Below are 14390 nucleotides of genomic sequence, written 5' to 3'. Positions count from 1 at the left end.
CACGCTCGCACGCGGGTGTGACAGTGCAGAGGACGACGTATGAAGAGCCGGGACAGCAAGCGGATCGACGCCTTCATCTCGTACAGCCGGGCAGCCGACTCCCGGCTTGCTCCGTCGATCCAGCGCGGCCTCACTCGCCTTGCCAAGAAGTGGTATCGCATACGTGCCCTGAACGTCTTTCGGGACCAGACCGACCTGTCCGCCTCTCACGCCCTCGGTGCCTCGATCGAGCAGGCCCTGAATGATGCGCGGTTCTTCGTGCTGCTTGCGTCCCCGGCCGCCGCGGAGTCGAAGTGGGTGCGCAGGGAGATCGAATTCTGGCAGCGCAACAAGGGAAGCGACACCTTCATCATTGCGCTGACCGACGGAACGATCAGCTGGGACGACGAGGCGGGAGACTTCGACTGGGCGGTAACTGATGCCCTGCCGGGAAGTCTGTCGGGATACTTCGAAACGGAACCGTTGTGGCAGGATCTCACCTGGTCCCGCGCCGCCGATCACCTTACCTTGCGGCACGGAGGTTTCCGCGATGCGGTGGCAACGCTGGCTGCTCCGATTCACGGCTCCTCGAAACGCGAGTTGGACAATGAAGAGGTAAAAGCGCATCGGATACTGACGCTCATAGGCGCGCTGGCCACAGGGTTGATCGTCATGCTGACCATCGCCTTTGGTGTCCAGTCATGGCTGGCGACAGTAGCGATGAACCGTGCGAACGAAAACGCCCGCGAAGCCACCGTGCTGAGTTCGATCCGACGGGCGCAGGCAGAACTGGCCAACGTCCAGACGGGGTACGACGTCAGTGCCTACCAATGGCTGATGGCTGCAGAATCGCTCGCGGCAAGACCCTTGATAAAAGGTGAGGTCTACAATGCTGCGCTCGGTGCCGCCTACTCCCGCGCCAATCTCCTGAGCGTCACCGAACCCGCTCCGGCTCTTACCAGCAGTATCGCCACCATGACCGTCGACGGACAGTGGGCCGCATTCGGGGGAAAAGGACAGCCCGTACTCTGGCGCCCCCTCACCGGACGCCCTTCCGGAACTGTAATGGAGCCCAGGGAGAGCGAGGACTCCGAGATTCTGGCCCTCGCATTCACCCGCGACGGAACTCGCCTCGCCGCTGCCTACGACACGGCCATCGTGCTCTGGGACGTGAAGACCGGGAGAAGAATAAGCGAGTTCGCCAAGGATAACTATACGACCGCGTCCATGGCGCTCAGCCCCGACGGGAAGACCGTCGCCGTGGCTGGGGGAGGCGTGCGGATCTGGGACGCCAGCAGTGGAAAGTCCGTCGGTGAACCCTTGAGGGCAGAAGGCAGCTGGGTCGTCTTCAGTCCCAACGGCCGGAAGCTGGCCTTTGACGCGCTCAACAACGGGGGATCCGAAGTCCGTGTCCACAGCCTCGAGCCGGATGATGTCGGTGAGGTCACCATTCCCTATCGACACAACCAGATCAGCGCAATTGCCTTCACGCCGGATGGACGTGGTCTTGCCGTCGGCACCGACGACGGCAGACTGCAACTCCGGAACCCGGAGTCCGGAAGGCCAGCAGGCCGGGTCATGTCCGGCCACCAAGGAGACATCAAAGCCATCACCTTCGGTGCAGACGGATCTCTCATCGCCACAGCCGGGGCCGACAAGACGATCCGTCAGTGGGACGCGGCGACTGGGGCCATGGTCGGCTTTCCGTTCACCGGTCACGCCGGCCCCGTCGACTTCATCGCATTTTCGCGCGGAGGGAGGGAGCTGGTCTCGCTCGGGGAAGATGCGACTTTACGCCGTTGGGACGCGATGAACGGTCTCCGGCGGACCCGGCTTACCGGTACAAGCGTCCCGCTGGCCCTTGCAGTCGACCCACGGGGCAAGAACGTTGCGGTTGGCAGCCTGGACGGGGTGCGCCTCTGGAACCAGGAAACCGGCCTGCAAGTGGCGACACTGCCGGTCCTGCAAGGCGTTGCGAGCCTGTCGTACTCGCCCGACGGCACATCCTTGTTGATCGTGAGTGGCGACGGTGTCCGCTTGTGGGACGGGGCCACCGTCCGCGCAGTAACCCTCGGCCCCTCCGTCGGCCCGGTCAGCAGCGGGGCTTTCATGCCCTACGGCAAGCAGATCGTGGTCAGCTCGTTCTCGGGGAAGCTCCTCTTCGAGGACCTCGACGCCAGCGCCGTCGGAACGCCCAGGGCCTCGATCGACATTGGATGCCCGGCGCAACACCTCGCCGTCAGCCAGGATGGGATGCACGTCGCATATGCCTGCGACGGCAAGGGGGGCATCGCAGATGCGAAAGCCGGAAAGGTCCGGACCTTCAACTTGCGGGACAGAGTCACGACTATGGTGCTCAGCCCGGACGGTCGCACCCTTCTCCTCGGGTCCCTGGACGGCACGGTCTGGCGACGGGCGGACGGTGTCGACACTTTCGTCGGGGTCGGCGTGCATCGCGGCACGGTGCGTTCGCTCGCCTACAGTCCCGACGGCCGATGGTTCGCCTCGGCAGGCGACGACGGCTCCGTTGTTATCTATCCGCACGGAGCCAAGCTGATTTCCGCCCGGATCTCCGCGCACACCGGTCCAGTTGCGGCCGTCGCCTTCACCCAGGACGGCAGCCATCTCCTCTCCCTCGGCAAGGCTGACAACGCAGCCCGCATCTGGCATGTCTTCCGAGACCCGTTGGATGACCTCTGCGAACGAGTCCCAGCCAACATGTCCGAATCAAGCTGGAAGAAGTGGATATCGGATCGCATCGGCTACCAGGACCAGTGCACCAACAAGCCAAGAGCGGAGGAAACCAGTGAGGACCGGTGAGAATAGGCGAGGCACAGGCCCCGCAGTGTCTGGCCCGCGGGCCCCGGTCGGCGAGCGGAATCAACGGCCTTGAGTGCCTGCTGCTGATACCAGGGAAGCGACTGGCGCAGGGCCAACGAGATGGCACTGCAGGTGCGCGAGCGGGCCTGGGGGGATCTGACGGAGAGAGCCGAAGCTGTTGGCCTACGCGGAAGCTCGGCAGTACCTCCTTGAGATGGTTGTCGTGCACCCAAGAAGTGGGCTTCCCGAGATAGGCGGCAAGAGCCTTGACGTCCCACATCGGCTCACTCACAGGCACTTTCTCTACGCTTACTTCAGCTGCTCGCGAGGACGGTAGTGAGGAAAGACGGCCGCACCAAGCGGGCGGAGGTCTGCCGGGGGCCGAGGGGCACAGAGTCAGCACCGATCCAGCACGACGCACCCGAACGGGCCGGAACGGACGCCAGCGGAAGTCAGCACCAGGTCAGCACCAGCGTGTCTGTGCTCGATTTGCCTCACGCGCTCCGGGCCTGTGACCTGCATGTTTGTGCAGGAGGGTGCCGCGTGCAAGCGGCGCCCTCCCACTGTGGAGAACAGCTGGCTCCGCACCCAGCGCTACAACGCCAGCGGGAAAGTGGTCTCCGGCACAGGGGGCGTCTGCTGCCTCTACTTCCCCGACCGCCCGACGTCCGCCCAGCGCAAGGCGTCGGCCGCCGTCGGCATCCGATGACGGAGGGGACGGCGGCCCGGGGGCGTGAGGAACGTCTCTACCCCCGGGCCGCCCTCCGCTGGCACTGTGGTCGCCATGACCGCCACCACCCACTCCGCTCGCCCCTTCACCCGCTCCGGCTCGCGTGCCCGCACCGGCGGTCCCCAGGACGACGGACCGAAGATCCTCGAGCACGTCCTCGGCTGGACCCTGGTCGTCGTCCTCGCCATGTTCGTCACCCAGGTCGGGCTCATGTGACCTCGGCCCACCCAGAGTGCGCGCCGGCCCGCTGCGGGGCCGGTCCTCCTATGACGCCGTCAGTCGTAGGCCGCGCGTCTCGATGACGTCCGAGGTGACCAGTGCCTGCTCGGCGCTCACGTCCGTCATGAAGACGAAGGGCGGCACGACCGGTGGCACCGGCAGCCCGTCCGGGGTGAAGGTCAGACAGAGCAGCCCCTGGAGACAGCCGCTGAACTTGGTCAGGTAGAGGGTGACGTGCCCGCTCAGGTCGAGGGAGTCGGCGCCGAGCGCCAGCTCCTCGCCCCCGTCCCGCGTCCGCAGCCGGTAGTCGGCGAGCGAGGCCGAGCGCATCGTCAGGACCATCACCTTCAGCGGTCCGTCGGCGGTCGGCAGGGTCCGTACCCCGGCGAGGGTGAAGCCCTGCGGGGCGAAGCGGGTGGTGGTGACGGTCGGGGGAGTCCGGGCGGCTTCGACCGGCGTCGCGGCCCGGGCCTCCGCCGGCCGTGCGCCGAGGACCAGGAGCAGGGCGATCGGCAGGGCGGCGGCGAGGGTCTTCGGTCCGCCGGGGGCCTGCAGCGGCTTCTCCTCCCGTACGGGAGTCCAGCCGAAGCCCATCGCGCTGCCCAGGATGCCGAGCGCCATGCCCACCAGGAAACCGCCGAGGTTCGTCGCGGCGAAGGAGAGCACGGACAGGATCAGGGCGTGCACCGAGACGTAGTGGCGGGTGTGCGGCAGGAACCAGAGGAACAGTCCGGCGGTGACCAGCGCCAGACCGATCCCGATGGCCGCGATCCCGCCGATGCCCAGGCTGACCAGGACGGTCAGCGGGGAGAGCGGTACGAGCAGCAGCTCGGCCCCGCCGAGGAGGAGCAGCAGCCCGGCCCAGAAGGGCCGGGTGCGCCGCCAGGTCCGCAGTCGTCCGCGGAGACCGGGGCCGCCCGGCCCGGCCGGGTTCAGAAGCACTTCTCGCCGCCGATGCTCACATCGAGCTTCATCCCCTTCAGCCGGAAGTTGCCGCCGGTGGCCGACCAGGCGTTCGACTTCACCCCGACGACCTCGATGTCGCCGGCCTGGAGCCCGAATTTCCCCCGGGGCCCCTTCACGCCCGCCACCTGATCGAGCGTGGAGGCGTCGCGGCCGATCTGGGCGGTGCCGAAGCGGGCGTTGCCGCTCAGGTCCTCGCCGTCGATGACCAGACTGGTCGCCGTGACCTCGCCGGCCTCGCCGCCGGCGGTGAGCTTGAAGACGACCGTGCCGACCGGGGTGCCCACCTCGGCGGCCTGGCAGATGTCACTGAGCCGGGCGTTCCCGATGCCGAGCAGGGCGACCGGGTGGCCGCGGCCGTCGGCGGAGCGGTCGGTGTGGACGTAGGAGGCGAGCCCCTGGCTGGTCAGCTTTCCGGACGCGACCTGGAAGCTGGTGCCCGAGACGGCGAAGGAGGCGGCCAGCGCCCCCTCGGCCATCACGGAGGCCATGATCCCGACCGCCAGGACGGCCGGCGTCCCGATCACCGCGGTCTTCTTCCAGGACGTTCTGCCGGGCGCGGACGCCCCTGTCGATGCGCGCACGTGGACCCTCCCGAAGGTCTGCCATACTGCGGGCACTGTCCGTGGACGTCGGAGACTAGGGCTGAATTTGAATAATAGTCAACAGCGCGGAACGACCGAACGATCCCAGGTGCGGCGCTCCGAACTCCTCGCGGCCGGGCGGAAGTTGTTCGCGGACACCTCGTACGACGCGCTGTCCATGGACGACATCGCCCGGCACGCAGGCGTGGCGAAGGGCCTGATCTACTACTACTTCAAGAGCAAGCGCGGCTACTACCTCGCGATCGTCGAGGAGTCCGTCTCCGACCTCGTCGCCCGGGCCGCCTCCGACGCGGACCTCCCGCGCCGCGAGCGGGTGGAGCGCACCGTCGACGGCTACCTCCGCTACGCCCAGCACCACCAGGCGGCGTACCGCACGATCGTGACCGGCGGCGTCGGCTTCGACACCCAGGTCCAGGCGATCCGCGACAGCGTGCGCGAGGAGCTGATCGCGACGATCGCCGAGGGCGCCTACGGCCGCCGCGAGCTCCCGCGCCTCGCCCACCTCGCCCTTCTCGGCTGGCTGAGCAGCGTCGAGGGCATCACCCTCGCCTGGCTCACCGATCTCGATCCCGAGCGGGAGGCCGTCTGCGCGCTGCTGGTCCGTCTGCTCCGGGGCACGCTGGCGACGATCGAGGAGCAGGTCCCGGAGTGCCCGGCTCCGGAGCCGGGTCTTCTCTGACGAGATGGCGGGCCGGCGGGGTGGTGGGTCCGGGGACCCGTGGGCCCGCGGGAAGCGGACGGCGGCGGGCCATCGCCGCCCGGGCCGCGCGGCTTCCCGCGCCGGGTGAGGCGGGGCCGCCGAACGGGCATACTCCTCCCGCCACGGCCGTCGCTCGGCCCCCGGGGCGATCCGCCGGGGGCAGCATCGGCGCAGCAGTGACCACCGGCGGCCCGGCGCCATCCGCGCACACCGCCGCAGCGCCCGAGAGGGAGGAGTGCGCCGCCATGCCCGACCGCGCCCCGCAGACCGTGGAACGCCGGCTGCCGACCGAGGAGGCCGGGGACCTGTTCGCCCTGGTCCGTGAGATCACCGAACGGGAGATCGCGCCTCGCGCCGCCGAGGAGGAGGCCGCCGGCCACTTCCCCCGGGAGCTTTTCTCGCTGCTCTCCTCCTCCGGGCTGCTCGGACTCCCGTACGACTCCGAGTACGGCGGGGGCGACCAGCCCTACGCCGTGTACCTCCAGGTGCTCGAAGAGCTCGCCGCCGCCCGCCTCACCGTCGGGCTCGGTGTCAGCGTCCACTCGCTGTCCTGCCACGCCCTCGCCACGTTCGGCACCAAGGAGCAGCGAGCCGCGCAGCTCCCGGCGATGCTGGGCGGCGGCCTGCTCGGGGCGTACTGCCTCTCGGAGCCGGCCTCCGGCTCCGACGCGGCCTCGCTGCGCACGAAGGCTCTCCGGGACGGGGACGACTGGGTGCTCACCGGCACCAAGGCGTGGATCACCCATGGCGGGATCGCCGATTTCTACACGGTCATGGCGCGCACCGGCGGCGAGGGCCCGAAAGGGATCACCGCGTTCCTGGTCCCGGGCGACGCGGCGGGACTGAGCGCTGCCGCACCCGAGCGGAAGATGGGGATGAAGGGCTCGCCCACCGCCCAGATCCACCTTGACGGGGTGCGGATCCCCGACTCGCGCCGGATCGGCGAGGAGGGGCAGGGCTTCGCGATCGCGCTCTCCGCCCTCGACTCCGGGCGGCTCGGGATCGCGGCCTGCGCGGTCGGGGTCGCGCAGGCGGCCCTGGACGAGGCCGTCTCGTACGCGCGCGAGCGGCGTCAGTTCGGCCGCCCGATCGCCGACTTCCAGGGGCTCCGCTTCCTGCTCGCGGACATGGCGACGCAGATCGAGGCGGGCCGCGCGCTGTACCTCGAGGCGGCGCGGCTGCGGGACGAGGGCCGGGCCTTCGGGCGGCAGGCCGCGATGGCGAAGCTCTTCTGCACGGACGCGGCCATGCGGATCACCACGGACGCGGTGCAGGTGCTGGGTGGCTACGGGTACACCGCGGACTTCCCCGTCGAGCGGTACATGCGCGAGGCGAAGATGCTGCAGATCGTCGAGGGGACCAATCAGATCCAGCGGATGGTCATCGCACGCCACCTTGTCGGACCAGAGACCCGCTGACGAGTGTGCCGCTCACCCCGCTCACGCGCACGGTCCGGTCGGCCCACACGGGGGCAGCGGTCAGCCGGTTCCACTCCTGGTCGCTGCGGCCCGGCAGCGTCCGGCCATGGCTGGCCCACTGGCTGAGCAACGCCTTGTAGATGGGCGGGTCGGTGAGGTGCGCCGCATGCTGCGGAACCGATTCTTCAAGGCGCGGCTCGGCGAGGCGACGCCGCCCGCTGCCGACAGGAGTGGTGTACAGCGTGGTCATGCCTGTCCCAACGGGCCCGGCCGGGCGGGGGTCACCGTCGAGCGGAATCGAGCGGCAGTTCGGGAGCTACCCGGGATCGATCGGCCGCCGGACCGGGGCCGGGCGGGCCCGGACCGGGGTGGGGCGCGGCCGGACCAGGCCCGGACCAGGCCCGGACCGGGCCCGGATCAGGCCCGGACCGGGTCCGGCCCGGGATCGAATCGGGATCGAATCCGGGTCGAATCGGGCCCGGCCCGGCAGTCGATCGGATGGCGCACGACTCTGGCCCCCGGCCCACCTCCTGACTTACCGTCAGATCCCGCTCGCCGACCAGGAGGTCAGCCATGTCTGTGGATCGGCAGGATCGGCACGTCGACGACCGGCCCGTCGCGCTCGACGAATACCCGGTGCACCAGGCGCCGCTCTCGATGAAGCACCACGTCAGCGGCGACCGCAACGTCTACGACCGGTGCATCTTCCACGTCCTCGACCACCGGGGCCGCGCCCTGCTCGTCGCGGGGCTCGGCGTGTACCCCAACACCGGTGTCATCGACGCCTACGCCACCCTCCGCACCGGCGACCGGCTGCATGCCGTACGCGCCTCCGACGCCCTCGGCGAGGACCGCATGAACCTCGCCGTCGGCCCCCTGCGCATCACCGTCGACGAACCCCTGCGGGCCCTCACCCTGCACTGCGACCCCGATCCCGCCGACCCGGAAGGGCTCTCCTTCGACCTCACCTGGACCGGGGACTTCCCCGCCGTCTGGGAACCCCACCACACCCAGCGCCGCGGTGACCGGCTCACTCTCGAAGGCCGTCGCTTCGTCCAGGCCGGCCACTGCGCCGGGACCATCCGGGCAGGCGGCGAGGAGTTCGCCGTCACCCCGGGGGAGTGGACCGGCACCCGCGACCGGAGTTGGGGCGTCCGCCCCCTCCCGGGCGAAGAGCCGGGCCGGGCGGACGAGTTCCGACCCGAGGGCTTCCACTGGCTCTGGATCCCCATGCGCTTCGACGACCGCTTCCTCATGGTCATCGCGCAGGAGGACGCCGACGGTTACCGGACCCTCAACGAGGCCGTGGTCGTACGGAACGGGCAGCGCGACACCCAACTCGGCTGGTCCCGCACCGACATCACGTACCGCCCGGGCACCCGACGGCCCGAGCGGGCCGTCGTCCACCTCACCGACCCGACGGGCAAACCCCTGGATGTCCAGGTCGAGATCCTCGCCTCCTCCCCGCTCGCCGTCGGCGCCGGCTATCCGCCCGCGCCCGACTGGCAGCACGGCACCTGGCAGGGGCGTGACTGGACCGACCGCAGGATCTACGACCTCTCCGACCCGGCCGCCCACCCCATGGCCGCGTTCGGCGTCACCGACCACGCCGCCCGCTTCACCCTCGACGGGCGGACGGGATACGGGATCTTCGAGCACGGCTCCTTCGGCCGCCACGACCCCAGCGGCTTCACCGACCACTCGTCCGTCGCCCAGTAGAGGAGCTCGCGACCATGGCCACCGCGCCCCGCCCCCGCACCTCCACCCGCGACCCCGAGGAGCTCGGCCGTCGCCTGGCCGACTGGCTCGAACCCCGCCTGCCCGGCGCCCGGGTGACCGGACTCGCCGTGCCCGGCTCCAACGGCATGTCCAGCGAGACCCTGCTCTTCGACCTCGACCACCCCGACGCCCCCGTGCGCGGCTGCGCCCTGCGGCTGGCCGCCGACCCCGCCGCGTACACGATCTTCCCCGTGTACGACATGGAGCGGCAGCACCGGGTGATGCGTCTGGTCGGGGAGCACACCGATGTCCCCGTGCCGCGTGTGCTGTGGCTGGAGCGCGATCCGGAGCCGCTCGGCGCCCCGTTCTTCGTGATGGCCCGGGCCGAGGGGCGCGTCCCGCCGGACGTCATGCCCTACACGTACGAGGGAAACTGGCTCCACGCGGCCACCGACGCCGAACGCACCCGGCTGGAGGCCGAGACCGTCTCCGTGCTCGCCCGACTGCACGACCAGTTCCCGGCGAAGGAAGCGGAGTTCCTGCTCCCCGAGGGGACGGGAAGCCCGCTGCGACGGCACGTGGACGCCCAACGCGCCTACTACGCCTGGGTGGTGGAGGGTCTCGCGCCCTCACCGCTCATCGAGTCGGCCTTCGACCGGCTGGAGGCGCTCTGGCCCGCCGACGAGGGACCGGCCGTCCTGAACTGGGGCGACGCCCGCATCGGGAACATCGTCTACGACGGGTTCCGGCCCGCGGCCGTCCTCGACTGGGAGATGGCCGGCTTCGCCCCGCGCGAGGTCGACCTCGGCTGGACCGTGTACCTGCACCGCTTCTTCCAGGATCTGACCGTGAGCTTCGGCCAGCCGGGGCTGCCCGGCTTCCTGCGCAGGGACGCCGTCGAGCGGCGCTACGCCGGGCTGACCGGACACGCGCCGCGCGACATGGAGTTCCACACCCTCTACGCGGCGCTGCGGCACGCGATCGTGATGCTCAGGGTCGCGTACCGCCAGGCGCACTTCGGAGAGGTCGAACTGCCCGACACCCCGGACACTCTGATCCTGCACCACGCCACGCTCGCGGCGATGGTGCGGGGAAGCTACTGGTAGTCGTCGCTACGTCGTCGCTACGCCGCGCGCCGCATCTGCGGCACCTTGATCGGACGCGAGCCCGGACCGCCGACGTGCGAGAAGGGCTGCGTCCGCCAGTCGAGCCCCTGAGGGAGCGTCAGCAGAAGCGCGGTGTCCTGCTCCTGGACCTCGAGCGTCTCGTCCGCGGGGCGCGCCTCGGACGCCGCCCGGCCGGTGCCCGGGCAGACCGTCAGCACGAACGGGTTCCACGGAGTCGGGCACAGCGCGTGCTCGGGCAGCACGTCCTCGTCCGCGAGCAGCGCGATCGGCTGGACGCAGTCCGGGCAGATCACCCGGTACATCTCAAAGGTGTCGTAGGCGTCGAGCTCGTCGGTCGTCTCGACCGAATCAACAGGCTCCTGCATGGAGAATCTCCCCCTCGGGTGGGTCGACCAAGTACGTATGGCCTCGACCACAGCAAGCAATTCCCATACGGCCCGCCGCATAACCGTGAGGTGCGCAACGACCTGCCCGCAAACCTGTGGCGTTCGTCACATGCCTGCCGCAGGTGCCCCGAGGATGCCCATTGATGCCCTTGCGGATGCCTTCGCGGACGGTCCCCCGGCTGTGCCGATGGTGCCCCGGGGCAATAGGTTGACCGCATGGAGGAGCTGGATCGTCAGATCGTCGAGTTGCTCGTCAGGGACGGGCGCATGAGCTACACCGACCTGGGCAAGGCCACCGGCCTGTCCACCTCGGCCGTACATCAGCGCGTCCGCCGCCTCGAGCAGCGCGGGGTCATCCGCGGCTACGCCGCCGTCGTCGACCCGGAGGCCGTCGGGCTGCCGCTGACCGCCTTCATCTCGGTCAAACCCTTCGACCCCAGCGCCCCCGACGACACCCCGGACCGGCTCGCCGACATCCCGGAGATCGAGGCCTGCCACAGCGTCGCCGGCGACGAGAACTACATCCTCAAGGTGCGCGTCGCGACCCCGCTGGAGTTGGAGCACCTGCTCAGCCGCATCCGCTCCCAGGCCGGCGTCTCCAGCCGCACGACGGTCGTCCTGTCGACCCCGTACGAAGCCAGGCCGCCGCGCGTCTAGCGTCCCGGTCGATCCCGCCGCGGGCCCGGCGTTCGGCCGGGCCTCGCTCCGCATCTAGCCTGGTCGCATGAGCGAGACCCTCTCGGAGAACGAGCACCGCACCGTGCTGCTGCGCGGTGGAGAAGTCCACAGCCCCGCCGACCCCTTCGCCACCGCCATGGTGGTGGAGCGAGGACATGTCGCCTGGGTGGGCTCGGAGGGCGCCGCCGACGCCTTCGCCTCCGGGGTGGACGAGGTGATCGACCTCGAAGGCGCGCTCGTCACCCCCGCGTTCGTCGACGCGCACGTGCACACCACGGCGACCGGTCTCGCGCTGACCGGCCTCGACCTGTCCTCCGCCGCCTCGCTCGCCGAGGCGGCGGAGAAGATCCGTGCCTACGCCGCCGCCCGCCCCCAGGACCGGATCCTGATCGGACACGGCTGGGACGCCTCCCGCTGGCCCGAGCGCCGGCCCCCGCGCCGCGACGAGCTGGACGGGCTCACCGGCGGCCGCCCGCTCTACCTCACCCGGATCGACGTCCACTCCGCCGTCGCCACCACCGCCCTGCTCGACCTCGTGCCCGGCATCCGCGAGCTGACCGGCTTCCGCGACGGCGAGCCGCTGACCGCGGACGCCCACCACGCCGTCCGCCGCGCCGCCTATGCCGCCCTCTCGCCCGCGCAGCGCACGGAGGCCCAGCGCGCGGCCCGCGCGCACGCCGCCTCGCTCGGCATCGGCACGCTCCACGAGTGCGGCGGACCCGAGATCTCCTCCGAGGACGACTTCACCGGACTGCTCGACCTCGCCCGTGAGGAGGCCGGCCCGCGGGTCGTCGGCTACTGGGCCGACCTCGACGTCGAGCGGGCCCGTGCGCTCGGCGCCGTCGGCGCGGCCGGCGACCTCTTCGTCGACGGCTCGCTCGGCTCGCACACCGCCTGCCTCCACGACGCGTACGCCGACCACGCCGACGCCGCACACACCGGCATCGCCCACCTCGACGCCGGCGCGGTCGCCGCCCATGTCGTCGCCTGCACCGAGGCCGGTCTCCAGGCCGGTTTCCACGCCATCGGCGACGCCGCCGTCACCGCCGTGGTCGAGGGCCTGCGGGCCGCCTCCGAGAAGGTCGGCCTCGCCCGGATCCGCGCCGCCCGCCACCGCGTCGAGCACGCCGAGATGCTCACCCCCGAGACCATCGCCGCCTTCGCCGAACTCGGCCTCACCGCCTCGGTCCAGCCCGCCTTCGACGCGGCCTGGGGCGGCGAGGAGGGGATGTACGCCGAGCGCCTCGGCTCCGAGCGGGCCCGCACCCTCAACCCGTACGCCGCCCTGCTCCGCTCCGGGGTTCCGCTGGCCTTCGGCTCGGACAGCCCGGTCACCCCGCTGGACCCGTGGGGCACCGTCCGCGCGGCCGCCTTCCACCGCACCCCCGAGCACCGGATCTCCGTCCGCGCCGCCTTCACCGCCCACACCCGGGGCGGCTGGCGGGCCGTCGGCCGTGACGACGCCGGCACGCTGGTCCCCGGCGCCCCCGCCGACTACGCGATCTGGCGCGCCGAGGAGCTCGTGGTCCAGGCGCCCGACGACCGGGTGGCCCGCTGGTCGACCGATCCGCGCTCCGGAACGCCCGGTCTGCCCGATCTGACCCCCGGCCGCGAGCTCCCGGTCTGTCTGCGCACGGTGGTGTTCGGACAAACGGTCTTCGTACGGCCGAACGAGTGACGTAGGGACATTTCGTACGGCCGATGGATGCTCGACCGGCTCGGTCACGACCTGCGGATCCTCCCCGCTGACCTGGAAGGATTGGTCATCGTCGCAGGTCAAACGGGTGTTGACAGCGAGCGGCCACCGGCCGGTAGGTTCGGCGCGTCCACCACAGGACGTCCGACCGGTTTCTACCTCCATGCAGTCGTCGAACGCCGCTGGGTCAAGGAATGGTGTGCCGCACCGGCTCACCATCACCGGGAACCAGGTTCAGCGCCCGCGCCTCGGGGGCGAGGGAAGGTTTCTCCGGCGGAGGGTGCGACCCGGGTGGGGCCCGGACGTTCAGTAGACAACGGCTCTCGGTCGACCCGCAGCCAGCGGGTTCCAGGTCGGCCCGAAGGGCGCCGGGCCCCGATCCGCACGTCATGCGCGACGCCGGTGCGTACCGGCGCCCACCCCCCAACCTGCCCCGCCGCGCCCGAGCCGCGAGCGGGGCTCGCTATGGTGGGGGTTCGCGTATGTATCCGAAGGGGCAGCAGTGAACGACGGTGGCCAGAGGCGTTACGGCCCGCTCGGCAGAGCCTTGGTGATCATTCCGACCTACAACGAGGCGGAGAACATCAAGCCGATCGTCTCGCGCGTACGGGCGGCCGTACCGGAGGCGGACATCCTCGTCGCCGACGACAACAGCCCCGACGGCACGGGGAAGTTCGCCGACGAGATCGCGGCGGAGGACGACCAGGTCCACGTGCTGCACCGCAAGGGCAAGGAGGGGCTCGGCGCCGCCTACCTCGCGGGCTTCCGCTGGGGCATCGAGAACGGCTACGGCGTACTCGTCGAGATGGACGCCGACGGCTCCCACCAGCCCGAGGAGCTGCCCCGGCTGCTGACCGCCCTCAAGGGCGCCGACCTGGTGCTCGGCTCCCGCTGGGTGCCGGGCGGCCGGATCGTGAACTGGCCCAAGTCCCGCGAGTTCATCTCCCGCGGCGGCAGCCTCTACTCCCGCGTCCTGCTCGACGTGCCGATCCGAGACGTCACCGGCGGCTACCGGGCCTTCCGCAAGGAGACCCTGGAGGGCCTTGGCCTGGAGGACGTCGCCTCGGCCGGCTACTGCTTCCAGGTCGACCTGGCCCGCCGCGCCGTCGCCGCCGGTTACCACGTGGTGGAGGTCCCCATCACCTTCGTGGAGCGCGAGATCGGTGACTCCAAGATGAGCCGGGACATCCTGGTCGAGGCTCTCTGGCGGGTCACCGCCTGGGGTCTGACGGCCCGTGCGAACAAGGTCGGCAAGCTGCTCGGCCGCAAGTCCGCCGGTTGATCCCTTCCCACGCTGCCCCGGTCTCCCCTTTACGGCGTTCCTGCGACGCGCCAGGCACACTGGGGGGC

General features: G+C 70.6%; 13 protein-coding genes and 1 pseudogene. 10 read left to right on the top strand and 4 right to left on the bottom strand.

Annotated elements, in window-relative coordinates; genetic code table 11:
* Window positions 1-39 precede the first annotated feature (39 nt).
* The 3 genes and pseudogenes from ACFYV5_RS22730 to ACFYV5_RS22720 all read left to right on the top strand — a co-directional run bounded on the left by ACFYV5_RS22730 (window position 40) and on the right by ACFYV5_RS22720 (window position 3745).
* Window positions 40-2799, top strand: a complete 2760-nt coding sequence (locus ACFYV5_RS22730; RefSeq protein ID WP_389171247.1) for a TIR domain-containing protein — start codon at window positions 40-42, stop codon at window positions 2797-2799.
* A gap of 568 nt (window positions 2800-3367) precedes the next feature.
* Window positions 3368-3508: pseudogene (locus ACFYV5_RS22725) on the top strand (peptidase C39 family protein); the annotation flags it as partial.
* A gap of 75 nt (window positions 3509-3583) precedes the next feature.
* The gene (locus ACFYV5_RS22720; protein ID WP_355111667.1) at window positions 3584-3745 is read left to right on the top strand and encodes an SCO1431 family membrane protein; all 162 of its coding nucleotides are present in this window, start codon (window positions 3584-3586) and stop codon (window positions 3743-3745) included.
* 48 nt (window positions 3746-3793) lie between these two features.
* Here the strand turns inward: ACFYV5_RS22720 and ACFYV5_RS22715 are convergent, their stop codons facing one another.
* Complete coding sequence (locus ACFYV5_RS22715; RefSeq protein ID WP_389171933.1) at window positions 3794-4684, bottom strand: DUF6114 domain-containing protein; 891 nt, start codon at window positions 4682-4684, stop codon at window positions 3794-3796.
* Window positions 4681-5202 carry a DUF6230 family protein gene (locus ACFYV5_RS22710; protein WP_389171930.1) on the bottom strand — a complete coding sequence of 174 codons (522 nt, stop codon included), beginning with the start codon at window positions 5200-5202 and terminating at the stop codon, window positions 4681-4683. The genes ACFYV5_RS22715 and ACFYV5_RS22710 overlap by 4 nt, the downstream gene beginning before the upstream one ends.
* A gap of 160 nt (window positions 5203-5362) precedes the next feature.
* Between ACFYV5_RS22710 and ACFYV5_RS22705 the strand changes: the two genes are divergently transcribed.
* Both ACFYV5_RS22705 and ACFYV5_RS22700 read left to right on the top strand, forming a co-directional pair.
* Window positions 5363-5995, top strand: a complete 633-nt coding sequence (locus ACFYV5_RS22705; protein ID WP_355111663.1) for a TetR/AcrR family transcriptional regulator — start codon at window positions 5363-5365, stop codon at window positions 5993-5995.
* 266 nt (window positions 5996-6261) lie between these two features.
* Window positions 6262-7434 (top strand): acyl-CoA dehydrogenase family protein, encoded by a 1173-nt coding sequence (locus ACFYV5_RS22700; protein WP_355111661.1) that lies wholly within the window; start codon window positions 6262-6264, stop codon window positions 7432-7434.
* Here ACFYV5_RS22700 and ACFYV5_RS22695 read toward each other — a convergent pair.
* Entirely contained in the window at window positions 7397-7684 is a 288-nt protein-coding gene (locus ACFYV5_RS22695) for a hypothetical protein (RefSeq protein ID WP_389171243.1), read from the bottom strand. The two genes, ACFYV5_RS22700 and ACFYV5_RS22695, sit on opposite strands and share 38 nt — an antisense overlap.
* A 323-nt stretch (window positions 7685-8007) precedes the next feature.
* Here ACFYV5_RS22695 and ACFYV5_RS22690 point away from each other — a divergent pair, with 323 nt between their 5' ends.
* Window positions 8008-9153: a hypothetical protein gene (locus tag ACFYV5_RS22690; protein ID WP_389171240.1), complete on the top strand. Its 1146-nt coding sequence runs from the start codon at window positions 8008-8010 to the stop codon at window positions 9151-9153.
* Window positions 9154-9167: 14 nt separating this feature from the next.
* A complete protein-coding gene (locus ACFYV5_RS22685; RefSeq protein ID WP_389171237.1) occupies window positions 9168-10259 on the top strand; it encodes a phosphotransferase family protein in 1092 nt (363 codons plus the stop codon).
* A gap of 17 nt (window positions 10260-10276) precedes the next feature.
* On the opposite strand, the gene ACFYV5_RS22680 is transcribed toward ACFYV5_RS22685, so the two are convergent.
* Complete coding sequence (locus ACFYV5_RS22680) at window positions 10277-10645, bottom strand: hypothetical protein (RefSeq protein WP_355111655.1); 369 nt, start codon at window positions 10643-10645, stop codon at window positions 10277-10279.
* 237 nt (window positions 10646-10882) lie between these two features.
* Between ACFYV5_RS22680 and ACFYV5_RS22675 the strand changes: the two genes are divergently transcribed.
* The 3 genes from ACFYV5_RS22675 to ACFYV5_RS22665 all read left to right on the top strand — a co-directional run bounded on the left by ACFYV5_RS22675 (window position 10883) and on the right by ACFYV5_RS22665 (window position 14322).
* Window positions 10883-11323: an Lrp/AsnC family transcriptional regulator gene (locus ACFYV5_RS22675; protein ID WP_137990589.1), complete on the top strand. Its 441-nt coding sequence runs from the start codon at window positions 10883-10885 to the stop codon at window positions 11321-11323.
* A 67-nt stretch (window positions 11324-11390) separates the two neighbouring features.
* Entirely contained in the window at window positions 11391-13022 is a 1632-nt protein-coding gene (locus ACFYV5_RS22670) for an amidohydrolase (protein ID WP_389171232.1), read from the top strand.
* A gap of 520 nt (window positions 13023-13542) precedes the next feature.
* A complete protein-coding gene (locus tag ACFYV5_RS22665; RefSeq protein WP_355111652.1) occupies window positions 13543-14322 on the top strand; it encodes a polyprenol monophosphomannose synthase in 780 nt (259 codons plus the stop codon).
* Window positions 14323-14390 lie beyond the last annotated feature (68 nt).

Origin of the sequence: Streptomyces sp. NPDC003035, assembly GCF_042888285.1 — a bacterium.
GTDB lineage: Bacteria > Actinomycetota > Actinomycetes > Streptomycetales > Streptomycetaceae > Streptomyces.
Note: the sequence above shows the minus strand (reverse complement) of the source record. Positions and strands in the feature narration are given on the sequence as shown.

Coding starts and splice junctions, on each gene's coding strand:
- ACFYV5_RS22730 (WP_389171247.1), top strand. CDS start 40: ATGAAGAGCCGGGACAGCAAGCGGATCGACGCCTTCATCTCGTACAGC.
- ACFYV5_RS22720 (WP_355111667.1), top strand. CDS start 3,584: ATGACCGCCACCACCCACTCCGCTCGCCCCTTCACCCGCTCCGGCTCG.
- ACFYV5_RS22710 (WP_389171930.1), bottom strand. CDS start 5,202: ATGGCCTCCGTGATGGCCGAGGGGGCGCTGGCCGCCTCCTTCGCCGTC.
- ACFYV5_RS22700 (WP_355111661.1), top strand. CDS start 6,262: ATGCCCGACCGCGCCCCGCAGACCGTGGAACGCCGGCTGCCGACCGAG.
- ACFYV5_RS22695 (WP_389171243.1), bottom strand. CDS start 7,684: ATGACCACGCTGTACACCACTCCTGTCGGCAGCGGGCGGCGTCGCCTC.
- ACFYV5_RS22690 (WP_389171240.1), top strand. CDS start 8,008: ATGTCTGTGGATCGGCAGGATCGGCACGTCGACGACCGGCCCGTCGCG.
- ACFYV5_RS22685 (WP_389171237.1), top strand. CDS start 9,168: ATGGCCACCGCGCCCCGCCCCCGCACCTCCACCCGCGACCCCGAGGAG.
- ACFYV5_RS22680 (WP_355111655.1), bottom strand. CDS start 10,645: ATGCAGGAGCCTGTTGATTCGGTCGAGACGACCGACGAGCTCGACGCC.
- ACFYV5_RS22675 (WP_137990589.1), top strand. CDS start 10,883: ATGGAGGAGCTGGATCGTCAGATCGTCGAGTTGCTCGTCAGGGACGGG.
- ACFYV5_RS22670 (WP_389171232.1), top strand. CDS start 11,391: ATGAGCGAGACCCTCTCGGAGAACGAGCACCGCACCGTGCTGCTGCGC.